This is a genomic window from Pseudomonas sp. BSw22131 (assembly GCF_026810445.1).
GTDB lineage: Bacteria > Pseudomonadota > Gammaproteobacteria > Pseudomonadales > Pseudomonadaceae > Aquipseudomonas > Aquipseudomonas huanghezhanensis.
Map to the genome: position 1 here is coordinate 4,779,709 of NZ_CP113949.1, position 26,122 is coordinate 4,805,830.

Sequence of the window (26,122 nt, forward strand, 5' to 3'; positions counted from 1 at the left end):
TTCCGATGCTGCTTTCCCTGGAACCGCGCGGCCAACAGTCGCGCCCCATGTTGTGGTTTTCACCGCTGCTGGCCGCCTTACTTACGCTGATTTGCGGGTCATTGCTGTTTCTGTTGCTGGGTCTGGACCCGATTCTCACGTTGCACACTTTGTTGATCGCCCCGGTCAGCGACCTGTACGGCGTGTCGGAATTGCTGGTGAAAACCCTGCCGATTCTGCTCTGCGCGCTTGGCCTGGCAGTGGTGTACCAAGCGCGTATCTGGAACATCGGCGCCGAAGGTCAACTGCTGATGGGCGCGCTGGCCGGCAGCGCAGTAGCGGTCAATATCATTGACATGGAGAGTCGCTGGGCACTGGTGCTGATTATCCTGGCGGGGGTTATGTCGGGCGCCGCATGGGCTGGGCTGACTGCTTGGCTGCGCACGCATTTCAACGCCAACGAAATCCTCACCAGCATCATGCTCAATTACATTGCGCTCAACCTGTTGCTGTATTTCGTACACGGGCCGCTGAAAGATCCCGCAGGCATGAACTTCCCGGAGTCTGCCATGTTTGGTGAAGCCAGCCGCCTGCCGCTGTTGATGGAAGACGGCCGCGCCCACGCCGGGGTGTATTTCGCGCTGCTGGCACTGGTGACAGTGTGGGTGCTGCTGCAACGCAGCTTCGTCGGTTTTCAGATCAAGGTGCTCGGGCTGGACAAACGCGCAGCGGGTTTTGTCGGGTTTCGCGAAAAACGTCTGGTCTGGCTGGCGCTGCTGATCAGCGGCGGGCTGGCGGGGCTGGCCGGTGTTTGCGAAGTGACCGGTCCGATTGGCCAACTGGTGCCGCAGGTTTCGCCAGGTTACGGCTACGCCGCCATCACGGTGGCGTTTCTGGGGCGGCTTAATCCCATCGGCATTCTGTTTTCCAGCCTGTTGATGGCGCTGCTCTATCTGGGCGGCGAAAGCGCACAAATGACCCTCAATCTCCCACAAGCCATCACGCAATTGTTTCAGGGGATGATGCTGTTTTTCCTGCTGGCCTGCGATGTGCTGATTCTTTACCGCCCACGCCTCAAGGTGCGCTGGGGCCGTCGCCAAATGACACCAGTCACAGGAGCTGCGTGATGGACATCGATCTGCTGAGCAATATTTTTTTCGCCACCGTGCGTTGCGGCACGCCGTTGCTGCTGGTCGCGCTGGGTGAGTTGGTGTGCGAAAAGAGCGGCGTGCTCAATCTGGGGCAGGAAGGCATGATGCTGTTCGGTGCGGTGATAGGGTTCATAGTGGCGCTGAGCACCGGGAATTTGTGGCTGGGCGTGCTGATGGCGATGTTCGCCGGCATGCTGCTCTCGTCGCTATTCGCGCTGGTAGCGCTGGTGTTCAACGCCAATCAGGTGGCCACCGGCCTGGCGCTGACGATCTTTGGCGTCGGGCTTTCCAGCTTTATTGGTGCCGCCTGGGTCGGTAAACCGTTGCTGGGGTTCGAGCCGCTGGCGATCCCTTACCTCAGCGATATCCCGCTGATCGGTCGGATGCTGTTTGCCCAGGACATTCTGGTGTACCTGTCCTTCGGATTGTTCGCGCTGGTGGCGTCGACGCTTCTGAAAAGCCGTGTCGGCCTGATCATTCAGGCGGTAGGAGAAAACCCCGATGCTGCCAGCGCAATGGGCTTGCCAGTGTTGCGAGTGCGTACGTTGGCGGTGCTGTTTGGCGGAGCAATGGCGGGGCTGGCGGGCGCGTATCTGTCGCTCGCCTACACACCGATGTGGGCCGAAAACATGAGCGCAGGCCGTGGCTGGATTGCCTTGGCGCTGGTGGTATTCGCCAGTTGGCGCGTGTGGCGGTTGTTGCTTGGCGCGTACCTGTTTGGCTTCGCGAGCATTGTGTACCTGGTGGCACAGGGCATTGGTCTGGCGATCCCGTCCAACTTGCTGGCGATGCTGCCGTACGTCGCGACCATAGTTGTACTGGTGTTGCTGTCACGCAATGCACTGCGCACACGCCTGTATGCCCCGGTTTCGTTGGGACAGCCATGGCAGGCCGGGCACTGAACCATTCTGAATACGCCGCGCGAATGGATTCGCGCCTACAGGCCTCTGTGGAGCCAACTTGCTGGCGAGAGATGCTCACGGCTGAACCCTTCCCGGCGCCGCGCGCATGAATTCGCGGCTACAGATCGAAAGCTGTGTTGTCTGCTCGCGCCAATAACGTGAATGCCTGCGCCGGAAAAACGCGATACGGTACGCCGTCTGTGAAAGCCAGCGACCGTTTCGTCATCCAGCCAAATTTCTGCTGGTAAATGCGGTCCACCTTTCAGAAGCTGCATTTCGTTTGCCTGCAAAGGAGTCACCCTTTATGTCCTCTAACAAAACTGCACTGGTCATCGGCGCGTCACGCGGCCTGGGGCTTGGGTTGGTGCAACGCCTGACCGAACAAGGCTGGAACGTCATTGCCACTGTGCGTGATCAGCAGAAAGCCGAAGAGTTGAAGAGCATCCCCAACGTACGCGTCGAGACCCTGGACATGGATGAGCAATCATCGCTCGAAGTCCTCACGCTGAATCTGAAGGATCAGACCTTCGACCTGTTGTTCGTGAACGCCGGAATCATGGGCCCAGCGCACCAGAGCGCAGCCAAAGCGACAGCCGCAGAGTTGGGACAACTGTTCCTGACCAACGCTATCGCGCCGATTCGACTGGCCGAGCGTTTCGTCGGTCAAATCCGACCCGACACCGGCACCATTGCATTCATGAGTTCTGTACTGGGCAGCGTAGCTTCCCCCGATGCTCCAGAGATGGCGCTGTACAAAGCCAGCAAAGCGGCGCTCAACTCCATGACCAATACCTTCGTGACCCAATTGGGTGACACCGGGATCACGGTGCTATCTATGCACCCGGGCTGGGTCAAGACTGCGATGGGCGGCGAAGGCGCTGACATTGATGTGCAGACCAGCACCACTGGCCTGGTCGACCAACTCAACGCCTACGCTGGCAAGGGCGGGCATTACTTCATTAATTACCGTGGCGAGACCATCGCCTGGTAATTGCGGACTCTTGGGGCGGCTGCGCACCACGTGCTTGATCAACCGTCAGGCCGTCCTTAAGATCGGCCCCCTCGTTGGGCTTCATCCGAAGCCCAACGACCCTGGATCAGCAGACAGGGCAACACTGAGCTGGCGAACCTGAACCCACTTTTCAGAGGAGCCGGCCCATGCCTGCCACCCGTATATGGTTGAAAAACCCCCTCGCCGTTTTCACGGCCAACGACCTCGACGCCCGCGGCGGCATAGTGATCGAAGGCGGCGTCATCGACCAACTGCTGGCCCCGGCCGAACAACCTTCGCGTCCCTGCGATCAGGTGTTCGACGCCCGCGAGCACGTGCTGCTGCCGGGATTGATCAATACCCACCACCACTTCTATCAAACCCTCACCCGCGCCTAGGCACCGGTGGTGAACCAACCGCTGTTTCCGTGGCTGAAAACCCTTTATCCCGGGTGGGCGCGTTTAACCCCGCAAAAGCTCGCGCTGGCCAGCAAAGTCGCATTGACCGAGTTGCTGTTGTCCGGCTGCACGACAGCAGCCGATCACCACTATCTGTTCCCGGATGGACTGGAGCACGCCATTGATGTGCAGGTGCAAAGCGTGCGCGAGCTGGGTATGCGCGCAATGCTGACAAGGGGTTCGATGAGCCTGGGTGAAAACGATGGGGGCTTGCCGCCCCAGCAAACGGTGCAGCAAGGCGAGGTGATTCTGCAGGACAGTCAACGGCTGATCCGCACCTACCACGAACGTGGCGACGGTGCGCAGATCCAGATCGCACTCGCGCCCTGCTCACCGTTTTCAGTCACGCCGCAAATCATGCAAGACAGCGCCACGCTGGCCGAAACACTGGATGTTCGACTGCACACACACTTAGCCGAAACCCTGGACGAAGAGGAGTTCTGCCTTCAGCGTTTTGGCCTGCGAACTGTGGACTATCTGGACAGCGTGGGCTGGCTTGGACCGCGCACCTGGCTGGCGCACGGCATTCATTTCAACCCGGATGAGATCGCTCGACTGGGTCAGGCCGGGACCGGCGTCTGCCACTGCCCGAGTTCGAACATGCGCCTGGCATCGGGCATTTGCCCAACGCTGGACCTGATCGCCGCCGGAGTGCCACTCGGACTGGGCGTCGATGGTTCTGCGTCCAATGACGCCTCGAACATGATCCTTGAAGCCAAACAGGCGTTGTACCTGCAACGATTGCGCTACGGCGCCGAAAGAATCACCCCGGCACTGGTGCTGGGATGGGCCACCAAAGGCTCGGCGCAATTGCTGGGACGTACAGACATTGGCGAACTGGCGGTAGGCAAACAGGCGGATCTGGCGCTGTTCAAACTCGACGAGCTAAGGTTTTCCGGGAGCCATGATCCGCTTTCGGCGTTGCTGCTGTGCGGTGCCGACCGCGCGGATCGGGTGATGATCGGCGGCCAGTGGCGAGTGATTGATGGCCAAGTCGAGGGCCTGGATTTGAAGGGATTGATTGCCGATCATCGGCAGGCTGCGAACGAGCTTATCAGGGGATAACAGACGCCATCGCCGCATCTGAAACACTGCGCGCTTACTGCCGGTTCCCGGCAGAAGCCAAATCCCCAGCCATGTCCAAAACCGAACCCAGCGACCATGACAGGCGGCCTATAGCCAGCCGATCACAGCCCCAGGCACGACAGCATGATGAACGTGGCAAACAATACGAAGTGAGTCATGCCCTCGATCGCGTTGGTTTCACCGTCGTTCAGGTTGATTGCACTGACCAGCAAGGTGATGAATATCATCACCGTCTGCACGGGCGTCATCGCCATCTGGAAAGGTTGGCCACTGTACAGCGCCATCGCCTCCATGACGGGAACGGTGAGGATCACCGTGGACAACGACGCGCCCAGTGCGATGTTGACCACCGACTGCATGCGATTGGCCAATGCCGCACGCAGCGCCGTCAGAATCTCCGGCGCTGCCGAAATCGCTGCCACCAGAATAGCGGTCATAACCGGTGGCGCACCGCTGCCTTCAAGGCCCAGGTCGACGGTCTTGGACATCACCTCCGCCAACGCACCAATCACCACCACGCCAAACATCAGAATGCCAATCGAAAACGGCAGGCTAATTGGCTTGTCTTCTTGCTCAGGCGCAGACTTTCGACGCTTTTTATCGGGGTAGCTGTAACTGAAAAAGTAACTGTGTGGCCCAACCTGCATACGCAAGAACAGGGTGTACAGCACCACCATCGCGCCAATCGTAAATGCCGAGTAAACCTTCCAGTCGCCTTCGGGGATGAACTCTGGCACCACCATGGACACGCCCATGGCCGTCAGGATCATCACGCTGTAGGTGCGCGCCGAATCATCGTTATAGGACTGTTCCCCGTGCTTGAGGCCGCCCATCAGTGCGGCCAGCCCGAGAATACCGTTGATATCGAGCATCACGGCTGAATAAATCGTGTCGCGCACCAGCGTCGGTGAAGGCTCGTTATTCATCATGATCGCGAGGATCACCACTTCAACCAGCACCGCCGACAAGGTCAGGATCATCGTGCCGTACGGGTCGCCTACCTTCTCCGCCAACAGCTCGGCGTGATGCGCAACTCGCATAGACGCGCAGACGATAAAGCCGACCAGCACGATGCCTGAAATCAGCGCGACCGTATGCCCGTAGCTGAGGAATTGATGTTCGAAGCCATACGCGAATATCGTCGCGATGATGGCCAACAGGAGAAACTTTTCTTGCTTGAGAATCGCGCCCATTGTTGCTTTACCTTTGCCACAAAAGCCGCGGCGTCCATGAATTGATCGAGTTCCGAGCGGTTCAGAGTGCAGTTTGTGACCAAAGGTTTCAAGACGAAGCGCATTCGATAGCGGTTTGCACCAGTTCGCGTCGATATGACGCACGCACGCACTGTCCCGAGCCATATGGGCAGACCTCACCGATCACCCGACGGCGGCGGGTCTGGGTATACGGCTAACTTGTCTTATTGGTCAGCTTTTTGCATTGACTGCACAGCCCGCCCAGACGGCACCGCCAACAAGACCAAAGGAGCTCGACCTGCATGCTTTCCACCCTCCACTCGCGTCGCCCACTTAAGCAATTGTTGTGCGCCATGGCTGCCGTTGTCGGCCTGAGCGCAAGCCTGATGGCAGTGGCAGCAGATCCGCTGAAAGTCGGCTTTGTCTACATCGGCCCCATCGGCGACCACGGCTGGACCTACCAGCACGAGCAAGGCCGCAAAGCCATGGCCGATGCCCTTGGGGACAAAGTAACTACCAGCTTCGTCGAGAACGTACCGGAAGGCGCCGACGCCGAACGCGTGATTCGCAACATGGCAAAAGGCGGCTACGACCTGATTTTCACCACCTCCTTCGGTTACATGAACCCAACGCTGAAGGTTGCCAAGCAATTTCCCAAAGTAACCTTCGAGCACGCGACCGGTTACAAGCAGGACAAGAACATGGGGACCTACCTCGCCCGCACGTATGAGGGCCGTTACGTGAGTGGCTTCCTCGCTGCGAAAATGACCAAGACCAAGAAGATCGGCTATGTCGCCTCGTTCCCGATCCCTGAGGTATTGCGCGACATCAATGCCATTCAGCTGGCGCTGGACAAATACAACCCCGGCACCGAAATCAAAGTGGTCTGGGTCAACTCCTGGTTCGATCCGGGCAAGGAAGCCGATGCCGCCAACGCGCTGATCGATCAGGGCGCGGACGTTATCTTCCAGCACACCGACAGCCCGGCGCCGATTCAGGCCGCTGAGCGTCGTGGGGTTTATGCGGTTGGCTATGCGTCTGACATGGCTCATTTCGGGCCTAAAGCGGTGCTGACCTCCATCGTCAACAACTGGGGGCCGCATTACATCCAGGCCACTCAATCGGTGATCGACGGCACGTGGAAGTCTCAGGATTACTGGGGCGGCCTGAAAGAGGGAACGGTGGAGTTGCCTATCAGCGACGTGGTGCCTGCCGACGTGAAAACCGAGGCCCAGAAGATCATCGCGGACATCGAAAGCGGCGCTTTCCATCCGTTCACCGGCCCGATCAAGGATCAGACAGGCGCAGTAAAAATCCCGGCTGGCAGCATCGCCACCAACGCCGAGCTAGCGTCGATGAATTATTACGTTGAAGGGATCAAGGCGGACTTGCCGAAGTAACTCCGCGGCATCGCACCACTGAAGGAGCGCGCTAGCCCGTGAAGGCGGTGTTTCAGATGCTGACAACGTCTCTGTAGCTTTCGCCGGCAAGCGCGCCTCCGCGCAGATCAACACGGAGCCCCCATGAATCCGCTTCCCATCATCGACATCTCCCCGCTCTACAACACCGGCGACCCCGCCTGGCACGACGTCGCCCGGCAAATAGACAGCGCTTGCCGTGAGTGGGGCTTTTTCTACATCACTGGCCACCCGATCAGCGCCAGGCGCATCGAACAGGTCATCAGTGCAGCGCAACGTTTTTTCGCCTTGCCCAGCAGCGAGAAGCTGAGAATCGACATCACCCAAAGCCATCATCATCGTGGCTATGGCGCGGTTGCCACCGAACAACTGGACCCAAGCCTGCCCAGCGACTTGAAAGAAACCTTCGACATGGGCCTGCATCTGCCCGCCGACCATGTGGACGTGCTGGCAGGCAAACCGCTGCGTGGGCCCAACCGCCATCCGGACGTACCCGGCTGGGAACCGTTGATGGAGCAGCATTACAAAGACATGCAGGCTCTGGCCCTGACCTTGCTGCGCGCCATGACACCGGCCCTTGGCGTCGATCCTGACTTTTTCGATCAGCGCTTCGAGCAACCGGTAAGCGTACTGCGCATGATCCACTACCCGCCGCGCCACACAGCCAGCAGTGAGCAGCAGCAAGGTGCGGGCGCTCATACCGATTACGGCTGCATCACCCTGCTCTATCAAGACGTGGCGGGCGGTCTGCAAGTGCGCGACGTGCGTGGGCAGTGGATCGACGCGCCGCCGATTGCCAACACGTTCGTGGTCAATCTGGGTGACATGATGGCGCGCTGGAGTAATGACCGTTATGTGTCCACACCGCACCGGGTTATCAGCCCGCTGAACATTGACCGCTATTCCATGCCGTTCTTCGCCGAGCCGACCCCCGATACGCGCATTGAATGCCTGCCGGGATGCAGTGACACCGACCATCCGCCACTCTACCCGCCCACCACCTGCGCGGATTTTTTGCTGTCCCGCTTTGCCGACACCTATGCTTACCGCCGCGACCAAACGCCACAGGAGTGAACCGTCTGGTCAGGTTTCGTCCAGCCAGCCTGCATGGTTCTGTAGAATGCCGCCCATTGCACTTGATGAGAAACGCACATGTACGATTGGTTGAACGCCCTGCCCAAAGCAGAACTGCACCTGCATCTGGAGGGTTCGCTGGAGCCTGAACTGCTGTTCGCCCTGGCCGAACGCAACAAGATCGCCCTGCCGTGGAATGACGTGGAAGCGCTGCGCGGCGCTTATGCATTCAACAACCTGCAGGAGTTTCTCGATCTCTACTACCAAGGCGCCGACGTGCTGCGCACCGAGCAGGACTTCTATGACCTGACGTGGGCCTACCTTGAGCGCTGCAAAGCGCAGAACGTGATTCACACCGAACCGTTTTTTGATCCACAGACCCATACCGACCGCGGCATTCCCTTCGAAGTCGTGCTGCGCGGTATCGCTGGCGCCTTGAAAGACGGCCAGCAAAAGCTCGGTATCAGCAGCGGCCTGATTTTGAGTTTTCTGCGTCACTTGAGCGAAGAAGAGGCCGAGAAAACCCTCGATCAAGCGCTACCGTTTCGCGATGCGTTCGTGGCCGTCGGGCTCGACAGTTCGGAAATGGGACACCCGCCCAGCAAATTCAAACGCGTCTTTGATCGCGCCCGCAACGAAGGCTTCCTGACCGTCGCCCATGCGGGAGAAGAAGGTCCGCCTGAATACATCTGGGAAGCGCTGGACCTACTGAAAATCCAGCGCATCGACCATGGCGTCCGCGCAATCGAAGATGAACGCCTGATGCAGCGCATCATCGACGAGCAGATCCCGCTCACCGTCTGCCCACTCTCCAACACCAAGCTCTGCGTGTTCGACGACATGGCACAGCACAATATTCTCGACATGCTCGAGCGCGGCGTGAAGGTCACGGTCAACTCGGATGATCCGGCGTATTTCGGCGGGTATGTGACTGAAAACTTCTACGCCCTGCACACCCACCTCGGGATGACGCAGGATCAGGCGAAGCGGCTGGCTCAGAACAGTCTGGACGCCAGGTTGATCAAGCCTTGAAGGGATAAAAGACGGGGGGCGATTTTCACCCCCTTTTGCTGCGCGGGCTCAGGCCGCCGAGGCGATTTTGTTGATCTCTCGCTGACCGTCCGAGGACACCTGCAACATGCTGGACTCCTCGGTGGCCCGCAGCCAGCCCAATTGCATGAACAGTTGCAGCAGGCCCGCGCCCAGTGCACCTCCAAGATGCGGGGTCTGCTCGGTACATGCGGCGCACGCGCAGATTGTCTCCCGCTGACGATGAGCCAGCGCTGTCACAAATATCCCTCGCTCGGCGAGTTTCGAGATGCCGACACTCGTGACCTCAAGCCGCTGCTCCGTCTGCTCGATCCACCCCGCCCCAAGCATTCGCTGGTAAAGGTCAGTTGCAAGCTCCCCACCGAGGTGGTCAGCGCACAAGCGCGCGCGACGCAGCGGCAAGGGTGGTAGCGGTTGAGCCCGACTGCGGTTGATCAGATCCGCGCTGACCATGGATGCACTGGCGAGCGCTTCGACCGCAGCCCCCACTTGCGGTGCTGCAAGCCTGAAAAACCGCTTTCTGCCTCTCACCTCCTGTTTGAGCAAACCGCCGCTGGCCAGCCGCGCAAGATGCGCACCTGCCGAGGATGTTGAAAGCCCGACCAACAGCGCCAACTCATCTGCTGCCCGGGACGTCCCGTCGATCAACGCCCACATCATTGCACTGCGCTTGGGGTCAGCCAGCAACGCGGCGATCTGGCTAATGCAAGGTGCGTTTTCCATGTGTTAACTCCCTGTCGAAACATTTGTCTATTGCGATGACATAGTGACATCAATTAGCCCGAGACCAAGACGCTAAACTGCCAAAAGCAAAACCTTGGTTAACCTGCTTTCACAACTCCAGGCACATCACACGCGTTTAAGCGCAATACGCCGAGAACGCGTTACAGCGGTGAGCGGACACTTGTATTTATCGGGTGAGCCGAACAGTTGATAACCCTTGGCAGGATTTATTACAGATTACGAGCAACAGTCGATACAGTGCCGGCGCCCGCCTGGATCCCGGCCATATTGAGCCACCAGTATAAGCGTTGAACCCGGCAGGAGAATTGGATTAAAGAGGCCTGAAGAGGGACTACAGTGCAGATCAGGTAGATCACAGCACAAAGGTTCGCAAACTGGCGCAGCGACAACTACCAAGTTAAAACGCTCAAACCCCGTCTAGTTCATGCTGTGCGCGGATAAAGACTAAAAACCCGCAAACAGTCCAAGGTAATTGCCTACAAGAGATACTCCAAAGTCTTGCAAGAAAAACAGCTTTAGATAAGTGCGAAGTTGGCGCTTGCTGTCTCCAACCCAAGTGTTAAGCAAGCCCTGCCGTTACCGCTATTAGGCAGACCGAACAAACGATACGAAAACGCCACAGCGCCGCCGATCCTTATTGATGATCGCCGAGTAGCCGACAGCGTTGAACGCTGCCGGCTTTAATCAGACCCTCACATCGGTGTGCACGGCACCGGCATCGCGGCGCTTTTGCAAATGAAGCGTGAACATCGCCAGCCCGACGGCACACACACCACACAACGTGATGACCGTCGCCATCGGTACAGCCGTGCCGTCGTGCAGCACGCCGACCAGTGCCGCTGCGCCTGCCGCAACGCTGAATTGCAGACAGCCCAGCAACGCCGATGCGCTACCGGCGCGCTTGCCCTGGCCGGTCATCGCGCACGCTGAAGCGTTGGGGAGGATGCACCCCAGGCTTGCGATATAAATGAACAATGGCACCAACAACGGCCAGAGCTTTTCGGTGTGCAAATTGGCGATCAACAGCAACGTCAGCGCCGCAGCGAGGTAAACCCACACTGCCCGAGAAAGCAGCCTGGCCGGTCCGAAGCGCCCTACCAGCCGGGCGTTGACCTGGGCGGTCAAAATAAAACCTGCTGCGTTAATCCCGAACAGCCAGCCGTAGTGTTCAGGCGGCACGCCGTACAGCTTGATGAAGACGAAAGGAGAACCCGCGATGTAGGAAAACATTCCGGCGATGGCGATACCGCCGGTCAAGGCATGCCCCAGCAAAACCCGATCCCCCAACAATCGCCGGTACTGACCGAAAGCCCCGGAAAGCGGCTGCCGCGGATGGCCAGCCGGCATGCTCTCAGGCAGGCCGAGCGCGACCGCCAACGAAATCGCCGCGCTGAAAATCGTCAGCGCCAAAAAAATCGATTGCCAGCCGTACACATTGACCATTAGACCGCCGAGCATCGGCGCGAGAATCGGCGCCAGCCCCATCACCAGCATCAGCTGTGAGAACACCTTGGCCGATTCAACCGGATTGCAGGTGTCGCTGACGATTGCACGCGACAAGACCATGCCGGCGCATCCGCCCAACGCCTGAACAAACCGCGCTGCGATGAGCCACTCAAGGGTCGGCGCGAACGCACACGCCAACGACGCAAGAGTGAACAACCCGACGCCAAACAAAAGTGGAATGCGCCGCCCGAACCGATCGGCAACCGGCCCATAAGCCAACTGACCGATGCTAAGCCCAAGAAAATAGGACGCCAGCGTCAGCTGCACGTGTTTTTCATCGGTGCCAAATGCCAGCGCAATGGCAGGGAATCCAGGCAGGTAGAAATCGATGGCCAAGGGACCAAAAGCGCTGAGCGCGCCGAGTATCAAAATCGTTTTGAGGTTCATCCGGCTTCCAAAGCTGTTTAAAGCAGACTCGCTAGTCTAACCGCCCTAAATGTTCGCAGGCCGTCCATAAAAAAATTACTAAAAGTTTTTTCAGGCCGTCCAACCTTTGGGCCGAATCACTGAACTAACCGCGATATACCGGGCATCAGTTAATGCATTTCCGACAGTCCTTTCACGAATAACCCACAGACCCGGTTCTAGACTTTGGTTATACATCGAGGAATCTGAAATGAACGCGCGCTGGGTATTGCTGTGGTGTGTGGTGGTGGTCGCGGGTTGCCAGTCCACTCATGATCAATTAGTGGCCGAGGGATATCCGCCTGCCTTTGCCGATGGTTTTCAGGATGGCTGCGGCAGTGGTCGGCAGGCCGTCGATGCAATGAAAGGGCAGTTCAAGAAAAACGTCCCGCGTTATCTCAAGGACACGCTGTACGCTCAAGGCTGGAGTGACGGTTTCAGGCAATGTCAGGCCATGCTGGAAAATCAGGTCCATCAGGATCAGGGCCGCGACACGATCTGGAATGACCGTGATCGGGATTGGGATCGCCAGAGCACCCAAGGCGCCGCCAAGGCCTACCGTTCTCGTTAAGCGTCAAGAATCGGCTGGAGCACTGCGGTGACGCATGGCAAAACTGAAACTAATGCGCCGCTCCCGTGGCCCGATACTCGTGACTCAACAAGGGAGACCGTCATGAGCAGGGCTTTCGTCAACGAAGACAATGCCGCTGCGCAAGCCGACCAGCCCGTAGAGCGGCAGGTCAGTGAGCAACCCAACTACGTGACCGCAAGCGGCCTAGAGCAACTGCACGACCAGGTCGCGCAGTTGCAGGCGCAATACAGTGAGCAGTCGGCTCTGGGAGACACCGCCGATAAACAGCGACAGGCCGACATCGAGCGCGACCTGCGTTATTTCAACCTGCGCCTGCAAAGCGCACAGGTCGTCACACCCGTTACTTCGACCGAAAAAATTCAGATCGGCAGTTGGGTGACCTTTGCCGATGAAGACGACAACCATCAGCGCGTGCAACTGGTGGGCGAAGACCAGGCAGACGCAGCAAGCGGCCTGATCAATTGGGCGTCGCCGCTGGGCGAAGCACTGCTGGGTGCGCAAGCGGGTGATGAAGTGAACTGGGTGCGTCCGGTGGGTGATCAGGTCATCGAGATCGTTGCAATCGAGGCAGACGCCTGACGTTTCTGCTACAAAAAAACGGAGCCCTGAGGCTCCGTTCTTGTTTTACGCCCGCCTGAATCAGGCCAGTTTCTTGTGACGCACCCGGTGCGGTTGGGCTGCTGCATCGCCCAGACGCTTTTTACGGTCGGCTTCGTATTCGGTGTAGTTGCCTTCGAAGAACAACGCTTGTGAGTCGTCTTCGTAAGCCAGAATGTGAGTCGCCACGCGGTCGAGGAACCACCGATCGTGAGAGATCACAATGGCAGCGCCCGGGAAGTCCAGCAGCGCTTCTTCCAGCGAACGCAAGGTCTCAACGTCCAGGTCGTTTGACGGTTCGTCGAGCAGCAACACGTTGCCGCCTTCTTTGAGGGTCAATGCCAGGTGCAAGCGACCGCGCTCACCACCGGACAAGTCCTTGACGAACTTCTGCTGATCGCCACCCTTGAAGTTAAAGCGACCGACATAGGTGCGCGAGGGGATTTCGTAGTTGCCGATCTTGATCTGGTCGGAACCGTCCGAGATCTGCGCGAACACGGTTTTGCTGCCGTCCAGGTCATCCCGACTCTGATCGACACAGGCCAGCTGCACGGTTTCGCCGATTTCGATGCTGCCGGAATCCGGTGTTTCCTTGCCCATCAGCATGCGGAACAGGGTCGACTTACCCGCACCGTTACCGCCGATAACGCCGACGATGGCTCCTTTGGGCATCGAGAACGACAAGTTATCGATCAACACACGGTCGCCGTAGCCCTTGGAGACGTTCTTGAACTCAATCACCTTGTCACCCAGGCGCGGACCGGCCGGGATGTAGATTTCATTGGTCTCGCTGCGCTTCTGGAATTCCTGCGATTGCAGCTCTTCAAAGCGTTGCAGACGGGCCTTGGACTTGGACTGACGCGCTTTAGCGCCTTTACGCACCCACTCCAGCTCTTCTTTCATGGCTTTTTCATGAGCCGACTGCTGCTTGGATTCGGCTGCCAGACGGTCGGACTTGGCTTCAAGCCAGCCCGAGTAGTTGCCTTCGTATGGAATGCCGGCGCCGCGGTCGAGTTCCAGAATCCAGCCAGCAACGTTGTCCAGGAAGTAACGGTCGTGCGTGATCGCGACCACAGTGCCCGGGAAGTCGTGGAGGAAATGCTCCAGCCACGCCACGGAATCGGCATCCAGGTGGTTGGTCGGCTCGTCGAGCAGCAGCATGTCAGGAGCAGACAGCAGCAAACGGCACAGCGCGACGCGTCGCTTCTCACCACCGGACAGGTGTTCGATCTTCGCGTCCCAGGCCGGCAGACGCAGCGCATCGGCTGCGACTTCCAGTTGACGCTCCAGGTTGTGCCCGTCACTCGCCTGCAGAATGGATTCCAGCTTGGCCTGTTCGGCGGCCAGCTTGTCGAAATCGGCGTCCGGCTCAGCGTAAGCGGCGTAGACCTCGTCCAGACGCGCTTGGGCGTCCTTGATCACGCTGACCGCCTCTTCGACCACGTCACGCACGGTTTTGGTAGGGTCCAGCTGCGGTTCCTGGGGCAGGTAACCGATGTTCAACTCCGGCATCGGGCGCGCTTCGCCGTCAAACTCGGTGTCGACACCCGCCATGATTTTCAACAGCGTTGATTTACCCGAACCGTTGAGGCCGAGAACGCCGATCTTGGCGCCCGGGAAAAATGACAGGGAGATGTTTTTCAGAATTTCCCGCTTCGGCGGAACAACTTTGCTCAGCCGATGCATGGTGAAAACGTACTGGGCCAAAATGAATACCTCTCATCAGCGGTCATTAAAAAATTCTTGAGCCATGCTACGCGCGATGCCAGCGGCTTTTGAGTGCGCGGCGTTGCGGGGCGCTCGACGTCCTGAGGGCAATAGCAGGGGACAATGCGTCGATGCCGATCAAGCTTTGCTCAGGGGACGCAAGGTTAACCTAACTGAGCGACCGCAGACAGACAGCAGCGCAGGAACGCCCCAAATTCACGGCGCAGGTCCAAACAACACAGCACAGCATGAGGATTAACCGGTCTGTGCATGGCACACGGTTATCTGCGCATCGTCAAAACCCGTTACATCAATAAATAGAGCGGTGGCCTGTTGCGGACATTCCAAAGACAGTTCGGAGCAGCCGGCGCTGTTTGATTTGAACTGTTACAGCGTGTTGTCGGACGTTGCTCGGCGGTTGCAAAAAATAATCCGCACCGCTATCAAATACAGCGCACGTGACGATGCTTTATCGCTCACGTGAGATCCAATAACGCGTAATACATTGATCGAGGTTTGAATGAATCCTTCGTTGTCTCGCCGCAAGATATTGCAGTGTGCCTGCTGCCTGCCAGTTGCCGCTGTACTGGCCGAACTTCCACTGACTGCCATGGCCGCAACGCCAACCTCCCCCCGCACGACGCTGACCCCTGATCAGGCGTTGCAACGCTTGCGTGAAGGCAACGAAGCCTTCATGGGTGACAAGGAGATAAACACCGAACGTAATCGTGCAAGACGCCTGGAGATCGCAAAAGGCCAGACGCCTTTTTGCGTGCTGATCTCCTGCTCCGATTCTCGGGTGCCGCCAGAGCTACTCTTCGGTCGAGGCCTGGGCGAGTTGTTCATCGTGCGCAACGCCGGCAACACCGTCGACACGACTGCGCTGGGCTCTGTCGAATACGCCATCAGCCAGCTTGGGGTGCCCCTGATCGTGGTGATGGGTCATGAGAATTGCGGCGCGGTCGCCGCCGCCGTCTCGGTCGTTGAAGACAATACGCTGTACCCCGGCGCCATCGGCGAAATGATTGAGCCGATCATCCCAGCCGTGCTCACTGCCAAGGCCGGCAAAGCGAAAAACTTACTGGAGGCCTCAGTCAAAAGTAACGTGCAACGAACGGTCACGCGCTTGAGGTCAGCCTCCGAGCCGACATTGTTCAACCCTATAAAAGAAGGCAAGGTCCGGGTCGTAGGCGCCTACTATTCGCTGGAAAACGGGGCCGTAGACTTCTTCGATATCTAACTGCACCAGAGCTTAAAAAAGCTTCTTATGCACAGGACTGTGCATAAGAAGACATGACGCCCCCCTAAGCGCAGACCAACCCGTGCAGCCGCCCCCTCACAAGTGCCACCTCGTCAACTTCATATGACACAGTGATGCCGGCAGTCCGTTATCGGGATTGCTAAATGTATTAGGCATTAACTTTTTAATAACCAGACTATTAATCTGATCGCTTTGTCCTCCGAATCTGAAGTCTCAATCCAAACGGGTGTGCACTTGAAGACAACGATTGTTCATTTAATGAATACATCAGCACCGGTGATTGCTGAGTATACTCATCGGCCAAGTCACACAACGCCATGGCAGCTCAAACGCAGGGTAAACCCAGGCAATTTGCACCTCCGGGACTGGCACTTCGCCACAACACAATGCATGCTAGCCGCCCCTCGGGCGTTCGGCCTATAGTGCCTTTCGCACCCGCGGATTCAGTCCAGTAGTCAGGATCAAAGTTTGCTCACGACACCTTCTGTTTCCTCATCGCGCTCTTCAAAAAGCGCGGCGTCCTCGCCATTGCGAGGTTCGCTCAAAGGCGCGCTGGCAGTAGTGATGCTGCTTATGCTTGCGCTTTTGTTGTGGCAGTTGGTTGAGCAGTTTCAGCAGACCCAACAGCTTCAGCGCCAGCGCAGCGTCGATTACAGCAGTCAACTGGCGGATCGGCTCAGTCTGAATATGGCGCTCAGCGCGCAAGTTGCGCTCAATCTTCTGGACGACCCGAGAGGCAACCCGCAAACCGTCGAACAACAAACAGCCCTCATCACCAGCCTGCGTCAGGCCCTGCCCGCCCTGAACAGCGTCATCTGGATCAGCCGGTCAGGAGACATCCAGGCAGACAGCAACGGCGCCACCCAGGACGCGGATTTTCTTACCCGCACACTGATGCGCAATCAGGACCGCACCTACTTTTACGCGGACGCTGAGGGCGGGAAACAGATCTACCTCTTCATCCGCCAGCCCGGTAGCGACAACCGGGGTTATTGGGGGTTGCGCCTGACCACTCAGGCCCTGCAGTTACTGACCCGGCAAAGTGCTCAAGACTTCCAGCCGGTCTGGCAGTTGGAGAACACTCAAAGCCATCGCGTCATTTATCGCAATTTTGGCAACGAATCCACGCCTGCAATCCCCAGCGCCGACGTTGAAACGGTATTCCAGGCGCCGCTGGCCAACAGCGATTGGCAGTTGCAGGCGCTATACGACGCCACTAAAGCGCGTCAGGACCTGGTAGCGCCGCTGCTGGGCAAATGCTTGATCGCGCTACTGTGCTCCATCGTGCCGCTGCTGGCGCTTCTCAGTCTGCGACGCCGCCAGCGTCAACTGCACGAGAGCCGCCGACGCTATCAGGATATTTTTGAGGGCACCGGCGTTGCCCTCTGCGTGCTCGATCTGTCTGACCTCCCGGAATACCTGCAACGGTCGCAGTTGCAAACCAGCGCGCAACTGACCGAGCGGCTCGAACGTCATCCCGATCAGTTGCAAGGCTTGCTTCAGCAAATGCGCATCACCGAGGTCAATCAGGTTGCGGCCAGCCTGCTCAAGAGCGAGACGGCAGAACAAGTCTGGCAACAAATCATCGAAGGCTGTCCGCGGACAGGCGAAGGCATGGGGCTGCTGCTGTTGCATGCCTTGCTAGACGCCAGCAGCCATCTGGAAATGGAAATCCGGCTGCCAGACGATAAAGGCGCTGATCAGCATGTGTGGCTGGTGGTGCGACTTCCCGAGCAGCCAGAGGATTTCAACGCGGTCATCCTTAACATCACGGATGTGACGCGGCGCAAGCAGGTCGAGCTATCGTTGCAAGAGAGTGAGAAATTCTGGTCGGATGTTGTGCGTACGGTGCCCGATCATTTGTACGTTCAGGATGTTGTCACCCGGCGCGTGATCTACAGCAATCACCATCTGGGGCAGACCCTCGGCTACAGCAATGAAGAGCTGCAAGAGATGGGCGAGCATTTCTGGGAAATCCTGCTGCATCCCGAGGACGAGGATTTCTGTGAGCGGCTACGCATCGAACGCCAGAACGGCACCTGCGCAGACCTGATGCAATTCCAGCTGCGGTTCCGTAACAAGCAAGACCAGTGGCGTCGGTTCGACCTGCGCGAACAGGCATTGGCACGCAATGAGAGTGGACAGGTCACGCGGATCATTGGCGTGGCCAAGGACATCACCGAGCAGATCGAGGCCAGCGAGTCGCTGCGTGACAGCGAGCAGCGCTATCGCATGCTCGCGGAAAGCATCAGTGACGTGATTTTTTCGACCGACGCAGCCCTTAAACCCAATTACGTAAGCCCCTCCGTCAATGCCGTGCTGGGCTACAGCGCTGACTGGATTTTGATGAACGGCTGGACGTCGACCATTGCAAATCCACAGCAACTATCGGGTTTGTACAGCCTGGTCAGCCGTGTGGACAGGGCGCTGGCCGATCCCGATGCCCTGGCGCAACTGCAAGCGAAAATACCGGCCCAGGTCTTTCTGTTCGACTGCCTGCGCGCCGACGGTCGCAAGATTGCCGTCGAGCTGCGCCTGGTGCTGGTCTGGGGCGACACCGGTTGTTTTGAAGGCATCCTTGGCGTGGGTCGCGACATCAGCCAGCAGCGGCGCGCGGAAAAAGATTTGCGGATGGCGGCGACCGTATTCGAACACTCGACCTCCGCCATCCTGATCACCGACCCGGCCGGCTACATCGTCCAGGCCAACGATGCATTCAGCCGTGTCAGCGGTTATGCAGTGGCGCAGGTGCTCGATCAAATGCCTATGATGCTGACGGCGGACGATCAGGAAAACGCGCACCTGGGCTACATACTCAAGCAATTGAACCAGCGCGGCAGCTGGGAAGGCGAAGTCTGGCTGAAACGACGCAATGGCGAACAATATCCCGCGTGGGTCGGCGTCACAGCGGTGCTCGACGACGAGGGCGATCTGGCAAGTTATGTGTGCTTCTTCACCGACATCAGTGAGCGCAAGGCCAGCGAGCAACGCATCCATCGTCTCGCCTACTACGACGCACTGACACACCTGCCAAACCGCACGCTGTTTCAGGACCGATTGCACACCGCCCTGCAACACGCCGAACGTCAGCAAGCCTGGGTGGTGCTGATGTTCCTCGACCTGGACCGTTTCAAACCCATCAACGACTCGCTGGGCCATGCCGCAGGTGACCGCATGCTCAAAGACATGGCGGGACGTTTACTTGAGTGCGTGAGCGATGAAGATACGGTGGCGCGCATGGGCGGCGACGAATTCACGTTGTTGCTGCAGTCCGGCGCAACCCAGCAGGTGGCGCTCAACCGCGCAATCCATGTTGCCGAGCAGATCCTCGCCAGCCTGGTCAGACCGTTCGTGCTGGAAGGGCGCGAGTTCTTTGTCACCGCAAGCATCGGCATCGCCCTCAGCCCCCAGGATGGTCACGAGCTGAGCCAGCTGATGAAAAACGCTGACACCGCGAAGTACTCCGCCAAAGAGCGCGGTAAAAACAACTTTCAGTTCTATCAAGCTGACATGAATGCCAGCGCTCTGGAACGGCTGGAGCTGGAAAGCGACTTGCGTCATGCCCTGGAACAGCAGGAATTCACCCTCTATTACCAGCCGCAATTCAGCGGCAACGGCAAGCGTCTGACGGGTGCCGAAGCTCTGCTGCGCTGGCGCCATCCGCGCCGTGGCCTGGTGCCGCCGATCGAGTTCATTCCAGTGCTTGAAGAGCTGGGGCTGGTGGTCGAAGTCGGCGACTGGGTGCTGACCGAAGCCTGTCGCCAACTCAAGCAATGGCACAAGGCGAAGGTTCGGGTGCCCAAGGTATCGGTCAATATTTCGGCCCGGCAGTTCTCGGACGGGACGCTCGGGACTCGTATCGCAACGATTCTTGAGGAAACCGGACTCCCGCCTGCCTGCCTGGAACTGGAGTTGACCGAAAGTATCCTGATGCGCGAAGTCAGCGAGGCGATGTTGATTCTCGACGGACTCAAGCGCCTGGGCCTCAGCATCGCGGTGGATGACTTCGGCACCGGTTATTCATCGCTGAACTACCTCAAGCAGTTCCCGATTGATGTCCTGAAAATCGATCGCACCTTTGTCGACGGTCTCCCGTCAGGTGAACAGGACGCGCAGATCGCCCGCGCCATCATCGCCATGGCGCACAGTCTGAATCTGGCGGTCATCGCCGAAGGCGTGGAAACCCACGAGCAGCTGGAGTTTCTGCGAGAGCACGGTTGCGACGAAGTGCAAGGCTACCTGTTCGGCCACCCGATGCCACCCGAGCAGTTCGAAGCTCAGTTCAGCAACGACGCGCTGTTTATGCTCGACTAGGAGCAGCTTCAAGCTGCAAGCCATAAGCTTCGAGCTGAAAGCGTAACGACTTGTGCTTGCAGCTCAAAGCTGCATTCCACTCATCTGCCACATGACTGCCTTTCATATGCCAGATAAAAGCCGATGAGTTAGAATGCCCTCCTTTTTTACTGCCCCACGCCCCGAGGACCGCCATGTTCAGCCGTAATTTGACTATCGCCAAGTACGACTCCGACCTGTATGCAGCAATGGAACAGGAAGCCAAGCGTCAGGAAGATCACATCGAGCTGATCGCCTCGGAAAACTACACCAGCCCTGCGATCATGGAAGCGCAAGGTTCGGTACTGACCAACAAATATGCTGAAGGCTACCCAGGCAAGCGTTACTACGGTGGTTGCGAGTACGTCGACATCGTCGAACAACTGGCCATCGACCGCGCCAAAGAGCTGTTCGGCGCCGACTACGCCAACGTCCAGCCACATGCTGGCTCGCAAGCCAACAGCGCTGTTTACCTCGCACTGCTCAACGCCGGCGACACCATTCTGGGCATGAGCCTGGCTCACGGCGGTCACTTGACCCACGGGGCCAGCGTTTCCTCCTCAGGCAAGCTGTACAACGCCGTTCAGTACGGCATCGACGGCAACGGCCTGATCGACTACGACGAAGTCGAGCGCCTGGCTGTCGAGCACAAGCCAAAAATGATCGTGGCGGGCTTCTCCGCTTACTCTCAAATCCTCGATTTCCCGCGCTTTCGCGCCATCGCTGACAAAGTAGGTGCTTACCTGTTCGTCGACATGGCTCACGTCGCCGGTCTGGTGGCTGCGGGCGTTTACCCGAACCCGATTCCGTTCGCTGACGTGGTGACCACGACCACGCACAAGACCCTTCGCGGTCCACGCGGCGGCTTGATCCTGGCGCGCGCCAACGCTGAGATCGAGAAAAAGCTGAACTCGGCTGTGTTCCCGGGCGGCCAGGGCGGCCCACTGGAGCACGTCATCGCAGCCAAGGCCATCTGCTTCAAAGAGGCGTTGCAGCCTGAGTTCAAGACCTACCAACAGCAAGTCGTGAAAAACGCCAAGGCCATGGCCGGCGTGTTCATCGAGCGCGGTTTTGACGTGGTATCCGGCGGTACTGAGAACCACCTGTTCCTGCTGTCGCTGATCAAGCAGGACATCTCCGGTAAAGACGCCGACGCCGCTCTGGGCAAGGCCTTCATCACCGTGAACAAAAACTCCGTGCCGAACGATCCACGCTCCCCGTTCGTGACCTCCGGCCTGCGCTTCGGCACACCGGCTGTCACCACTCGTGGCTTCAAAGAAGCAGAGTGCAAGGAACTGGCTGGCTGGATATGCGACATCCTGGCCGACCTGAACAACGAAGCCGTGATCGACGCTGTACGCGGGAAAGTCCAGGCCATCTGCGCGAAGCTGCCGGTTTACGGCGCGTAACCAGATAAACCTGTAGGAGCGACTTCATTCGCGAGCCGCCGGTACAGCCGATGAAAATCTATCGGCTGTACCGGCCTCTTTGCGAACGAGTCCGCCCTTACAGCTTTAACGCCAAACCGGCCTCTCGCGAATGAATTCGCTCCTACAGAATTGGTTTCGTCGCCCTACTCCGCTGTCACCCTTTCAAACCCCGCTCGGATTTTCTCTTCCGGCAAATCATCGGCAATAAACACGATCACGCTTTCGCGCGTCTCGCCCTCTTCCCATTCCGCGTCCCAGTCGAATCCGTACAGCTTCAGTACGCCCTGAAACACCATCCGCCGGGGTTCCCCGACAATACTCAGCACGCCTTTGTAGCGCAGCAGTTGTTTGCCGTGCTCTTCCAGCAGCTCATTCATGAATTCACTGAGTTTCTCGAGATCCAGCGGTTTATCGCTGCGCAACACCAGACTGCTGATGCGGTCGATGGAGTTTCCCGCCGGCGCGACCGGACGCAGGCTCATGCCGCCGCCCAAGTCAGCGTTGAGGTTGAAGCCTCGTACGTCGAGCAGTTCTGCCAGATCGATCTTGCCGTGCTCGACCACACGAATCGGCGCCCGACGATTGATCCGGCTCAATCGGTCACTCAAGGCAGTAAACGTCGCCTCGTCCACCAGGTCGCGCTTACTCACCAGCAAACGGTCAGCAAAGCCGATCTGCGCCTGAGCAATGGTCTGGGTCAGGTGCGTGTCAGCATGCGCCGCGTCCACCAGCGTAATGATGCCGTCGAGGATGTAGCGCTCGCGCAGGTCTTCATCGATGAAAAAGGTCTGCGCAACCGGCGCCGGATCGGCCAGCCCTGTGCACTCGATGACCAGACGATCAAAGGCAATCTCACCGCTATCCAGACGCTCCAGCAACAGATAAAGCGCCTTGGTCAGGTCGGTGTGGATGGTGCAGCACACGCAGCCATTGGAAAGGGTCATCACCTGCACCGGCTCATCGCCGAGCAACTGGGTATCAATCCCGGCATCACTGAATTCGTTTTCGATCACCGCGATTTTCAGGCCGTGCTCTTCTTTGAGCAGATGGCGCAGCAAAGTGGTTTTGCCGGCTCCGAGAAAGCCGCTGAGGATTGTGACGGGTATAACTTGCGAACCGGCCATGCATTCTCCTGACGTGTCGCTAATCAGACTGTAGGAGCGCGCTTGCCCGCGAATGCGATCTGTCTGCACCCTCTTCGGAAACAGTTGAAATGCATTCGCGGGCAAGCGCGCTTCTACGGGGTGGAACGGCTGCCAGCAAATGTGGCAGACGCGAACGCGCCACGACTGGCGTGGCGCGTTGTTGAAACAGGCGTTGCAGGAATCAACCCTTTAACAACACTTCGGCCCGCCCTTCCCGCCGTAACGCGCATCCTGACGCTCCCTGAAGAACATCTCGTAGCTCATCACCGGCTTGTCCGGGTGGGTCTTCTGCATATGCTCAACGTAATTGTCGTAGTCGGGCATGCCCACCATCAGGCGCGCGGCCTGACCGAGGTATTTACCGAGCTTGCTCAGGTCATTGAACATACGCAGCGCTCCGGTCGATCAATGGGTTTCAGGGAATGGCTGGAAAGGCGATTCCTTGTCCGTACGTTCTTTTCTGATCCAGGCTGCCCGACCGACCTTCACCGCATAGAACAGAATGCTCAAGACCACGAACAGGAACAGCACGGTCAACGTGGCATTGGTGTAAGCGTTGAAGATCACGTGCTGCATCTGGTCCATGGTTTTGGCCGGGGCCAGGACCTGACCGGCATCGGCAGCGGTGCTGTATTTCTTGGCCAAGGCCAGGAAACCAACGGCAGGGCTTGGGTCGAACAACTTGATGAAGCCCGCCGTGACGGTGCAGATCAGCAGCCAGGTCGCTGGCACAATGGTCACCCACACATACTGTTGGCGTTTCATTTTGATCAGCACAACGGTTGCCAGCATCAGCGCGATGCCCGCCAGCATCTGGTTGGAGATGCCGAAAAGCGGCCACAGGGTGTTGATCCCGCCCAGCGGATCAATCACGCCCTGATACAGCAAATAACCCCACAGCGCGACGCAACCACCGGTGCCGATGGCGTTGGCGGTCCAGGATTCCGTGCGTTTGAGCGCGGGTACGAAACTCCCGAGCAAGTCCTGCAGCATGAAGCGACCTGCACGGGTGCCCGCATCGACTGCGGTCAGAATGAACAGCGCTTCAAACAGAATCGCGAAGTGGTACCAGAACGCCATAGTGTTCTGGCCCGGCAGCACCTGATGCAGAATCTGCGCGATGCCCACTGCCAATGTCGGAGCGCCACCGGCCCGCGCCAGTACAGTGTTTTCACCGATGTCCTTGGCCACCGCCGTCAGGGTTTCCGGGGTGATTGCAAAGCCCCAGCTGCTGATGGTTTGGGCGACCGTAACCACGTCACTGCCGACCACGGCAGCCGGGCTGTTCATCGCAAAGTACACGCCTGGATCTATCACCGAGGCCGCGACCATGGCCATGATTGCCACGAACGATTCCATCAGCATGCCGCCGTAGCCGATGTAACGAGCGTTGGTTTCGTTGTCCAGAAGCTTGGGCGTGGTGCCCGAGGAGATCAGCGCATGGAAACCCGAGACCGCACCGCAGGCGATGGTGATGAATAGGAACGGGAATAGCGCGCCTTTCCAGACCGGGCCAGTGCCGTCCGTGAACTGAGTCAGCGCGGGCATTTTCAGCTCGGGCGCCAACACCAGAATGCCGATGGCCAGCGCGACGATGGTGCCGATTTTCAGGAAAGTAGACAGGTAATCACGTGGCGCCAGCAGCAGCCAGACCGGCAGCATTGCCGCCACGAAGCCATAACCGACCAGCATCCAGGTGATCTGCACGCCGGTAAAGGTGAACATCGGCGCCCAGGCAGGGCTGGCCGCTACCTGACCGCCAATCCAGATCGACAGCAGCAACAGCACCACACCGACCACTGAAATCTCACCGATGCGACCCGGCCGGATGTACCTCATGTACACGCCCATGAACATCGCAATCGGGATGGTCGCCATGACCGTGAACATGCCCCACGGGCTTTCAGCCAGGGCCTTGACCACGATCAGCGCCAACACCGCGAGGATGATGATCATGATCAGGAAGCAGCCGAACAAGGCGATGGTGCCGGGAATACGGCCCATTTCCTCACGAACCATGTCGCCCAGGGAACGGCCGTTACGGCGAGTGGACAGGAACAGGATCATGAAATCCTGCACCGCACCGGCCAGCACCACGCCGGCAATCAGCCAGAGCGTACCCGGCAGATACCCCATTTGCGCCGCCAGCACCGGCCCGACCAAAGGGCCAGCCCCGGCAATCGCAGCAAAGTGGTGACCAAAGAGAATGTGTTTGTTGGTTGGGACGTAATCGAGACCGTCATTGTTGATCACCGCAGGCGTTGCCCGGGTAGGATCCAGTTGCATGACGTGGGTGGCAATGAACAGACTGTAATAACGATAAGCGACCAGATAAATCGCGACCGCCGCAACAACGATCCAGAGTGCGTTAATCGCCTCCCCGCGTCGCAATGCCACGACACCCAGAGCGCTGGCCCCGAGAATTGCAACAATCAGCCAGGGCACATGGCGCAGCAGACTATTATTGGTTTTCATTTTTTTATTTTTCCAACTGAGTGGACTTGGTTTAGCAGCCACCAGAGTCTAGCGCCGATGCAGCGAAAGGCCACCCCCCACTATGGTCTAGAGCCATTTTTCGCCTATAGTCAATGCACTGAAGGAGAAGTCCCCCCCATGACAGATTCCCACGAAGACCGCCGGCGATTTAAACGCATCGTTTTCGATGCCAAAACTGAACTCACCCAAGGCGAAAAGAGCTGGCCGGTCAAATTGATCGACTTATCGCTCAAAGGCCTGCTGATAGAGCGGCCATCGCCCTGGCTGGGTAATCCGGATGACGTGTTCACCGTGGACATCCACCTGAACGTCGACACCGACCTGCAGATGGAGGTACGCCTGACGCACGACGACAACAATCGCCTGGGGTTCGTGTGTGAGCACATCGACCTTGAGTCGGTGACGCACTTGCGTAGATTGATTGAGCTCAATCTGGCGGACCAGGATGAGCTGGATCGGGAGTTGGCGGCGCTGATTGAGGTGTGAAGCGCGCTTACTTGCGCGCAGGAGCGCGCTTGCCCGCGAAGGCGTCAGAGCAGATACATTGCTGATCACTGACAGACCGCAATCGCGGGCAATCGCGCTTCTACAGTCGCGATATTTTC

General features: G+C 58.4%; 19 protein-coding genes and 1 pseudogene. 13 read left to right on the forward strand and 7 right to left on the reverse strand.

Going from position 1 to position 26,122, the window contains the following annotated elements; genetic code table 11:
• Window positions 1-5 precede the first annotated feature (5 nt).
• The 4 genes and pseudogenes from OYW20_RS21580 (at window position 6) to OYW20_RS21595 (ending at window position 4,546) form a co-directional block, all read left to right on the forward strand.
• Window positions 6-1,106 carry an ABC transporter permease gene (locus tag OYW20_RS21580; RefSeq protein WP_268797932.1) on the forward strand — a complete coding sequence of 367 codons (1,101 nt, stop codon included), beginning with the start codon at window positions 6-8 and terminating at the stop codon, window positions 1,104-1,106.
• Window positions 1,106-2,032: an ABC transporter permease gene (locus OYW20_RS21585; RefSeq protein WP_268797933.1), complete on the forward strand. Its 927-nt coding sequence runs from the start codon at window positions 1,106-1,108 to the stop codon at window positions 2,030-2,032. Before OYW20_RS21580 ends, OYW20_RS21585 begins: the two co-directional genes overlap by 1 nt.
• Window positions 2,033-2,336: 304 nt before the next feature.
• Window positions 2,337-3,023, forward strand: coding sequence for an SDR family oxidoreductase (locus tag OYW20_RS21590; RefSeq protein WP_268797934.1), 687 nt, complete (start codon window positions 2,337-2,339; stop codon window positions 3,021-3,023).
• A 167-nt stretch (window positions 3,024-3,190) separates the two neighbouring features.
• Window positions 3,191-4,546 (forward strand): annotated as a pseudogene (locus OYW20_RS21595) (8-oxoguanine deaminase).
• 122 nt (window positions 4,547-4,668) lie between these two features.
• On the opposite strand, the gene OYW20_RS21600 reads toward OYW20_RS21595, so the two are convergent.
• Complete coding sequence (locus OYW20_RS21600) at window positions 4,669-5,760, reverse strand: calcium:proton antiporter (protein ID WP_268797935.1); 1,092 nt, start codon at window positions 5,758-5,760, stop codon at window positions 4,669-4,671.
• A 302-nt stretch (window positions 5,761-6,062) separates the two neighbouring features.
• Here OYW20_RS21600 and OYW20_RS21605 point away from each other — a divergent pair, with 302 nt between their 5' ends.
• The 3 genes from OYW20_RS21605 to OYW20_RS21615 all read left to right on the forward strand — a co-directional run bounded on the left by OYW20_RS21605 (window position 6,063) and on the right by OYW20_RS21615 (window position 9,284).
• Window positions 6,063-7,160 carry a BMP family ABC transporter substrate-binding protein gene (locus OYW20_RS21605; RefSeq protein WP_268797936.1) on the forward strand — a complete coding sequence of 366 codons (1,098 nt, stop codon included), beginning with the start codon at window positions 6,063-6,065 and terminating at the stop codon, window positions 7,158-7,160.
• A gap of 123 nt (window positions 7,161-7,283) precedes the next feature.
• Window positions 7,284-8,252 carry a 2-oxoglutarate and iron-dependent oxygenase domain-containing protein gene (locus OYW20_RS21610; RefSeq protein WP_268797937.1) on the forward strand — a complete coding sequence of 323 codons (969 nt, stop codon included), beginning with the start codon at window positions 7,284-7,286 and terminating at the stop codon, window positions 8,250-8,252.
• A gap of 78 nt (window positions 8,253-8,330) precedes the next feature.
• On the forward strand, window positions 8,331-9,284 hold the full coding sequence (locus tag OYW20_RS21615; RefSeq protein WP_268797938.1) for an adenosine deaminase: 954 nt from the start codon (window positions 8,331-8,333) through the stop codon (window positions 9,282-9,284).
• A 48-nt stretch (window positions 9,285-9,332) separates the two neighbouring features.
• Here the strand turns inward: OYW20_RS21615 and OYW20_RS21620 are convergent, their stop codons facing one another.
• Together OYW20_RS21620 and OYW20_RS21625 are read right to left on the reverse strand one after the other, a co-directional pair.
• On the reverse strand, window positions 9,333-10,025 hold the full coding sequence (locus tag OYW20_RS21620) for an ArsR/SmtB family transcription factor (protein ID WP_268797939.1): 693 nt from the start codon (window positions 10,023-10,025) through the stop codon (window positions 9,333-9,335).
• 705 nt (window positions 10,026-10,730) lie between these two features.
• The gene (locus OYW20_RS21625) at window positions 10,731-11,939 is read right to left on the reverse strand and encodes a Bcr/CflA family multidrug efflux MFS transporter (protein ID WP_268797940.1); all 1,209 of its coding nucleotides are present in this window, start codon (window positions 11,937-11,939) and stop codon (window positions 10,731-10,733) included.
• Between the two features lie 229 nt (window positions 11,940-12,168).
• Between OYW20_RS21625 and OYW20_RS21630 the strand changes: the two genes are divergently transcribed.
• The gene (locus OYW20_RS21630) at window positions 12,169-12,528 is read left to right on the forward strand and encodes a hypothetical protein (RefSeq protein ID WP_268797941.1); all 360 of its coding nucleotides are present in this window, start codon (window positions 12,169-12,171) and stop codon (window positions 12,526-12,528) included.
• 102 nt (window positions 12,529-12,630) lie between these two features.
• Window positions 12,631-13,128, forward strand: coding sequence for a GreA/GreB family elongation factor (locus OYW20_RS21635; RefSeq protein ID WP_268797942.1), 498 nt, complete (start codon window positions 12,631-12,633; stop codon window positions 13,126-13,128).
• 60 nt (window positions 13,129-13,188) lie between these two features.
• On the opposite strand, the gene ettA is transcribed toward OYW20_RS21635, so the two are convergent.
• Window positions 13,189-14,853: an energy-dependent translational throttle protein EttA gene (gene ettA / locus OYW20_RS21640; RefSeq protein ID WP_268797943.1), complete on the reverse strand. Its 1,665-nt coding sequence runs from the start codon at window positions 14,851-14,853 to the stop codon at window positions 13,189-13,191.
• A gap of 520 nt (window positions 14,854-15,373) precedes the next feature.
• Between ettA and OYW20_RS21645 the strand changes: the two genes are divergently transcribed.
• The 3 genes from OYW20_RS21645 (at window position 15,374) to glyA (ending at window position 21,855) form a co-directional block, all read left to right on the forward strand.
• Window positions 15,374-16,093, forward strand: a complete 720-nt coding sequence (locus OYW20_RS21645; RefSeq protein ID WP_268797944.1) for a carbonic anhydrase — start codon at window positions 15,374-15,376, stop codon at window positions 16,091-16,093.
• 489 nt (window positions 16,094-16,582) lie between these two features.
• Window positions 16,583-20,428 carry an EAL domain-containing protein gene (locus OYW20_RS21650; protein WP_456239190.1) on the forward strand — a complete coding sequence of 1,282 codons (3,846 nt, stop codon included), beginning with the start codon at window positions 16,583-16,585 and terminating at the stop codon, window positions 20,426-20,428.
• A 173-nt stretch (window positions 20,429-20,601) separates the two neighbouring features.
• Window positions 20,602-21,855 carry a serine hydroxymethyltransferase gene (gene glyA, locus OYW20_RS21655; protein WP_268797946.1) on the forward strand — a complete coding sequence of 418 codons (1,254 nt, stop codon included), beginning with the start codon at window positions 20,602-20,604 and terminating at the stop codon, window positions 21,853-21,855.
• Window positions 21,856-22,019: 164 nt separating this feature from the next.
• Here the strand turns inward: glyA and yjiA are convergent, their stop codons facing one another.
• The 3 genes from yjiA to OYW20_RS21670 all read right to left on the reverse strand — a co-directional run bounded on the left by yjiA (window position 22,020) and on the right by OYW20_RS21670 (window position 25,496).
• Window positions 22,020-23,000 carry a GTPase gene (gene yjiA, locus OYW20_RS21660; protein WP_268797947.1) on the reverse strand — a complete coding sequence of 327 codons (981 nt, stop codon included), beginning with the start codon at window positions 22,998-23,000 and terminating at the stop codon, window positions 22,020-22,022.
• A 210-nt stretch (window positions 23,001-23,210) separates the two neighbouring features.
• Window positions 23,211-23,408: a YbdD/YjiX family protein gene (locus OYW20_RS21665; RefSeq protein ID WP_037018459.1), complete on the reverse strand. Its 198-nt coding sequence runs from the start codon at window positions 23,406-23,408 to the stop codon at window positions 23,211-23,213.
• 18 nt (window positions 23,409-23,426) lie between these two features.
• Complete coding sequence (locus OYW20_RS21670; RefSeq protein WP_268797948.1) at window positions 23,427-25,496, reverse strand: carbon starvation CstA family protein; 2,070 nt, start codon at window positions 25,494-25,496, stop codon at window positions 23,427-23,429.
• A gap of 138 nt (window positions 25,497-25,634) precedes the next feature.
• Here OYW20_RS21670 and OYW20_RS21675 point away from each other — a divergent pair, with 138 nt between their 5' ends.
• Entirely contained in the window at window positions 25,635-26,003 is a 369-nt protein-coding gene (locus OYW20_RS21675) for a PilZ domain-containing protein (RefSeq protein ID WP_268797949.1), read from the forward strand.
• Window positions 26,004-26,122 lie beyond the last annotated feature (119 nt).

Bases quoted from the DNA above. Each gene is read 5' to 3' on its own strand.
- OYW20_RS21580 (WP_268797932.1), top strand. From the start codon at position 6: ATGCTGCTTTCCCTGGAACCGCGCGGCCAACAGTCGCGCCCCATGTTG.
- OYW20_RS21585 (WP_268797933.1), top strand. From the start codon at position 1,106: ATGGACATCGATCTGCTGAGCAATATTTTTTTCGCCACCGTGCGTTGC.
- OYW20_RS21590 (WP_268797934.1), top strand. From the start codon at position 2,337: ATGTCCTCTAACAAAACTGCACTGGTCATCGGCGCGTCACGCGGCCTG.
- OYW20_RS21600 (WP_268797935.1), bottom strand. From the start codon at position 5,760: ATGGGCGCGATTCTCAAGCAAGAAAAGTTTCTCCTGTTGGCCATCATC.
- OYW20_RS21605 (WP_268797936.1), top strand. From the start codon at position 6,063: ATGCTTTCCACCCTCCACTCGCGTCGCCCACTTAAGCAATTGTTGTGC.
- OYW20_RS21610 (WP_268797937.1), top strand. From the start codon at position 7,284: ATGAATCCGCTTCCCATCATCGACATCTCCCCGCTCTACAACACCGGC.
- OYW20_RS21615 (WP_268797938.1), top strand. From the start codon at position 8,331: ATGTACGATTGGTTGAACGCCCTGCCCAAAGCAGAACTGCACCTGCAT.
- OYW20_RS21620 (WP_268797939.1), bottom strand. From the start codon at position 10,025: ATGGAAAACGCACCTTGCATTAGCCAGATCGCCGCGTTGCTGGCTGAC.
- OYW20_RS21625 (WP_268797940.1), bottom strand. From the start codon at position 11,939: ATGAACCTCAAAACGATTTTGATACTCGGCGCGCTCAGCGCTTTTGGT.
- OYW20_RS21630 (WP_268797941.1), top strand. From the start codon at position 12,169: ATGAACGCGCGCTGGGTATTGCTGTGGTGTGTGGTGGTGGTCGCGGGT.
- OYW20_RS21635 (WP_268797942.1), top strand. From the start codon at position 12,631: ATGAGCAGGGCTTTCGTCAACGAAGACAATGCCGCTGCGCAAGCCGAC.
- OYW20_RS21645 (WP_268797944.1), top strand. From the start codon at position 15,374: ATGAATCCTTCGTTGTCTCGCCGCAAGATATTGCAGTGTGCCTGCTGC.
- glyA (WP_268797946.1), top strand. From the start codon at position 20,602: ATGTTCAGCCGTAATTTGACTATCGCCAAGTACGACTCCGACCTGTAT.
- yjiA (WP_268797947.1), bottom strand. From the start codon at position 23,000: ATGGCCGGTTCGCAAGTTATACCCGTCACAATCCTCAGCGGCTTTCTC.
- OYW20_RS21665 (WP_037018459.1), bottom strand. From the start codon at position 23,408: ATGTTCAATGACCTGAGCAAGCTCGGTAAATACCTCGGTCAGGCCGCG.
- OYW20_RS21670 (WP_268797948.1), bottom strand. From the start codon at position 25,496: ATGAAAACCAATAATAGTCTGCTGCGCCATGTGCCCTGGCTGATTGTT.
- OYW20_RS21675 (WP_268797949.1), top strand. From the start codon at position 25,635: ATGACAGATTCCCACGAAGACCGCCGGCGATTTAAACGCATCGTTTTC.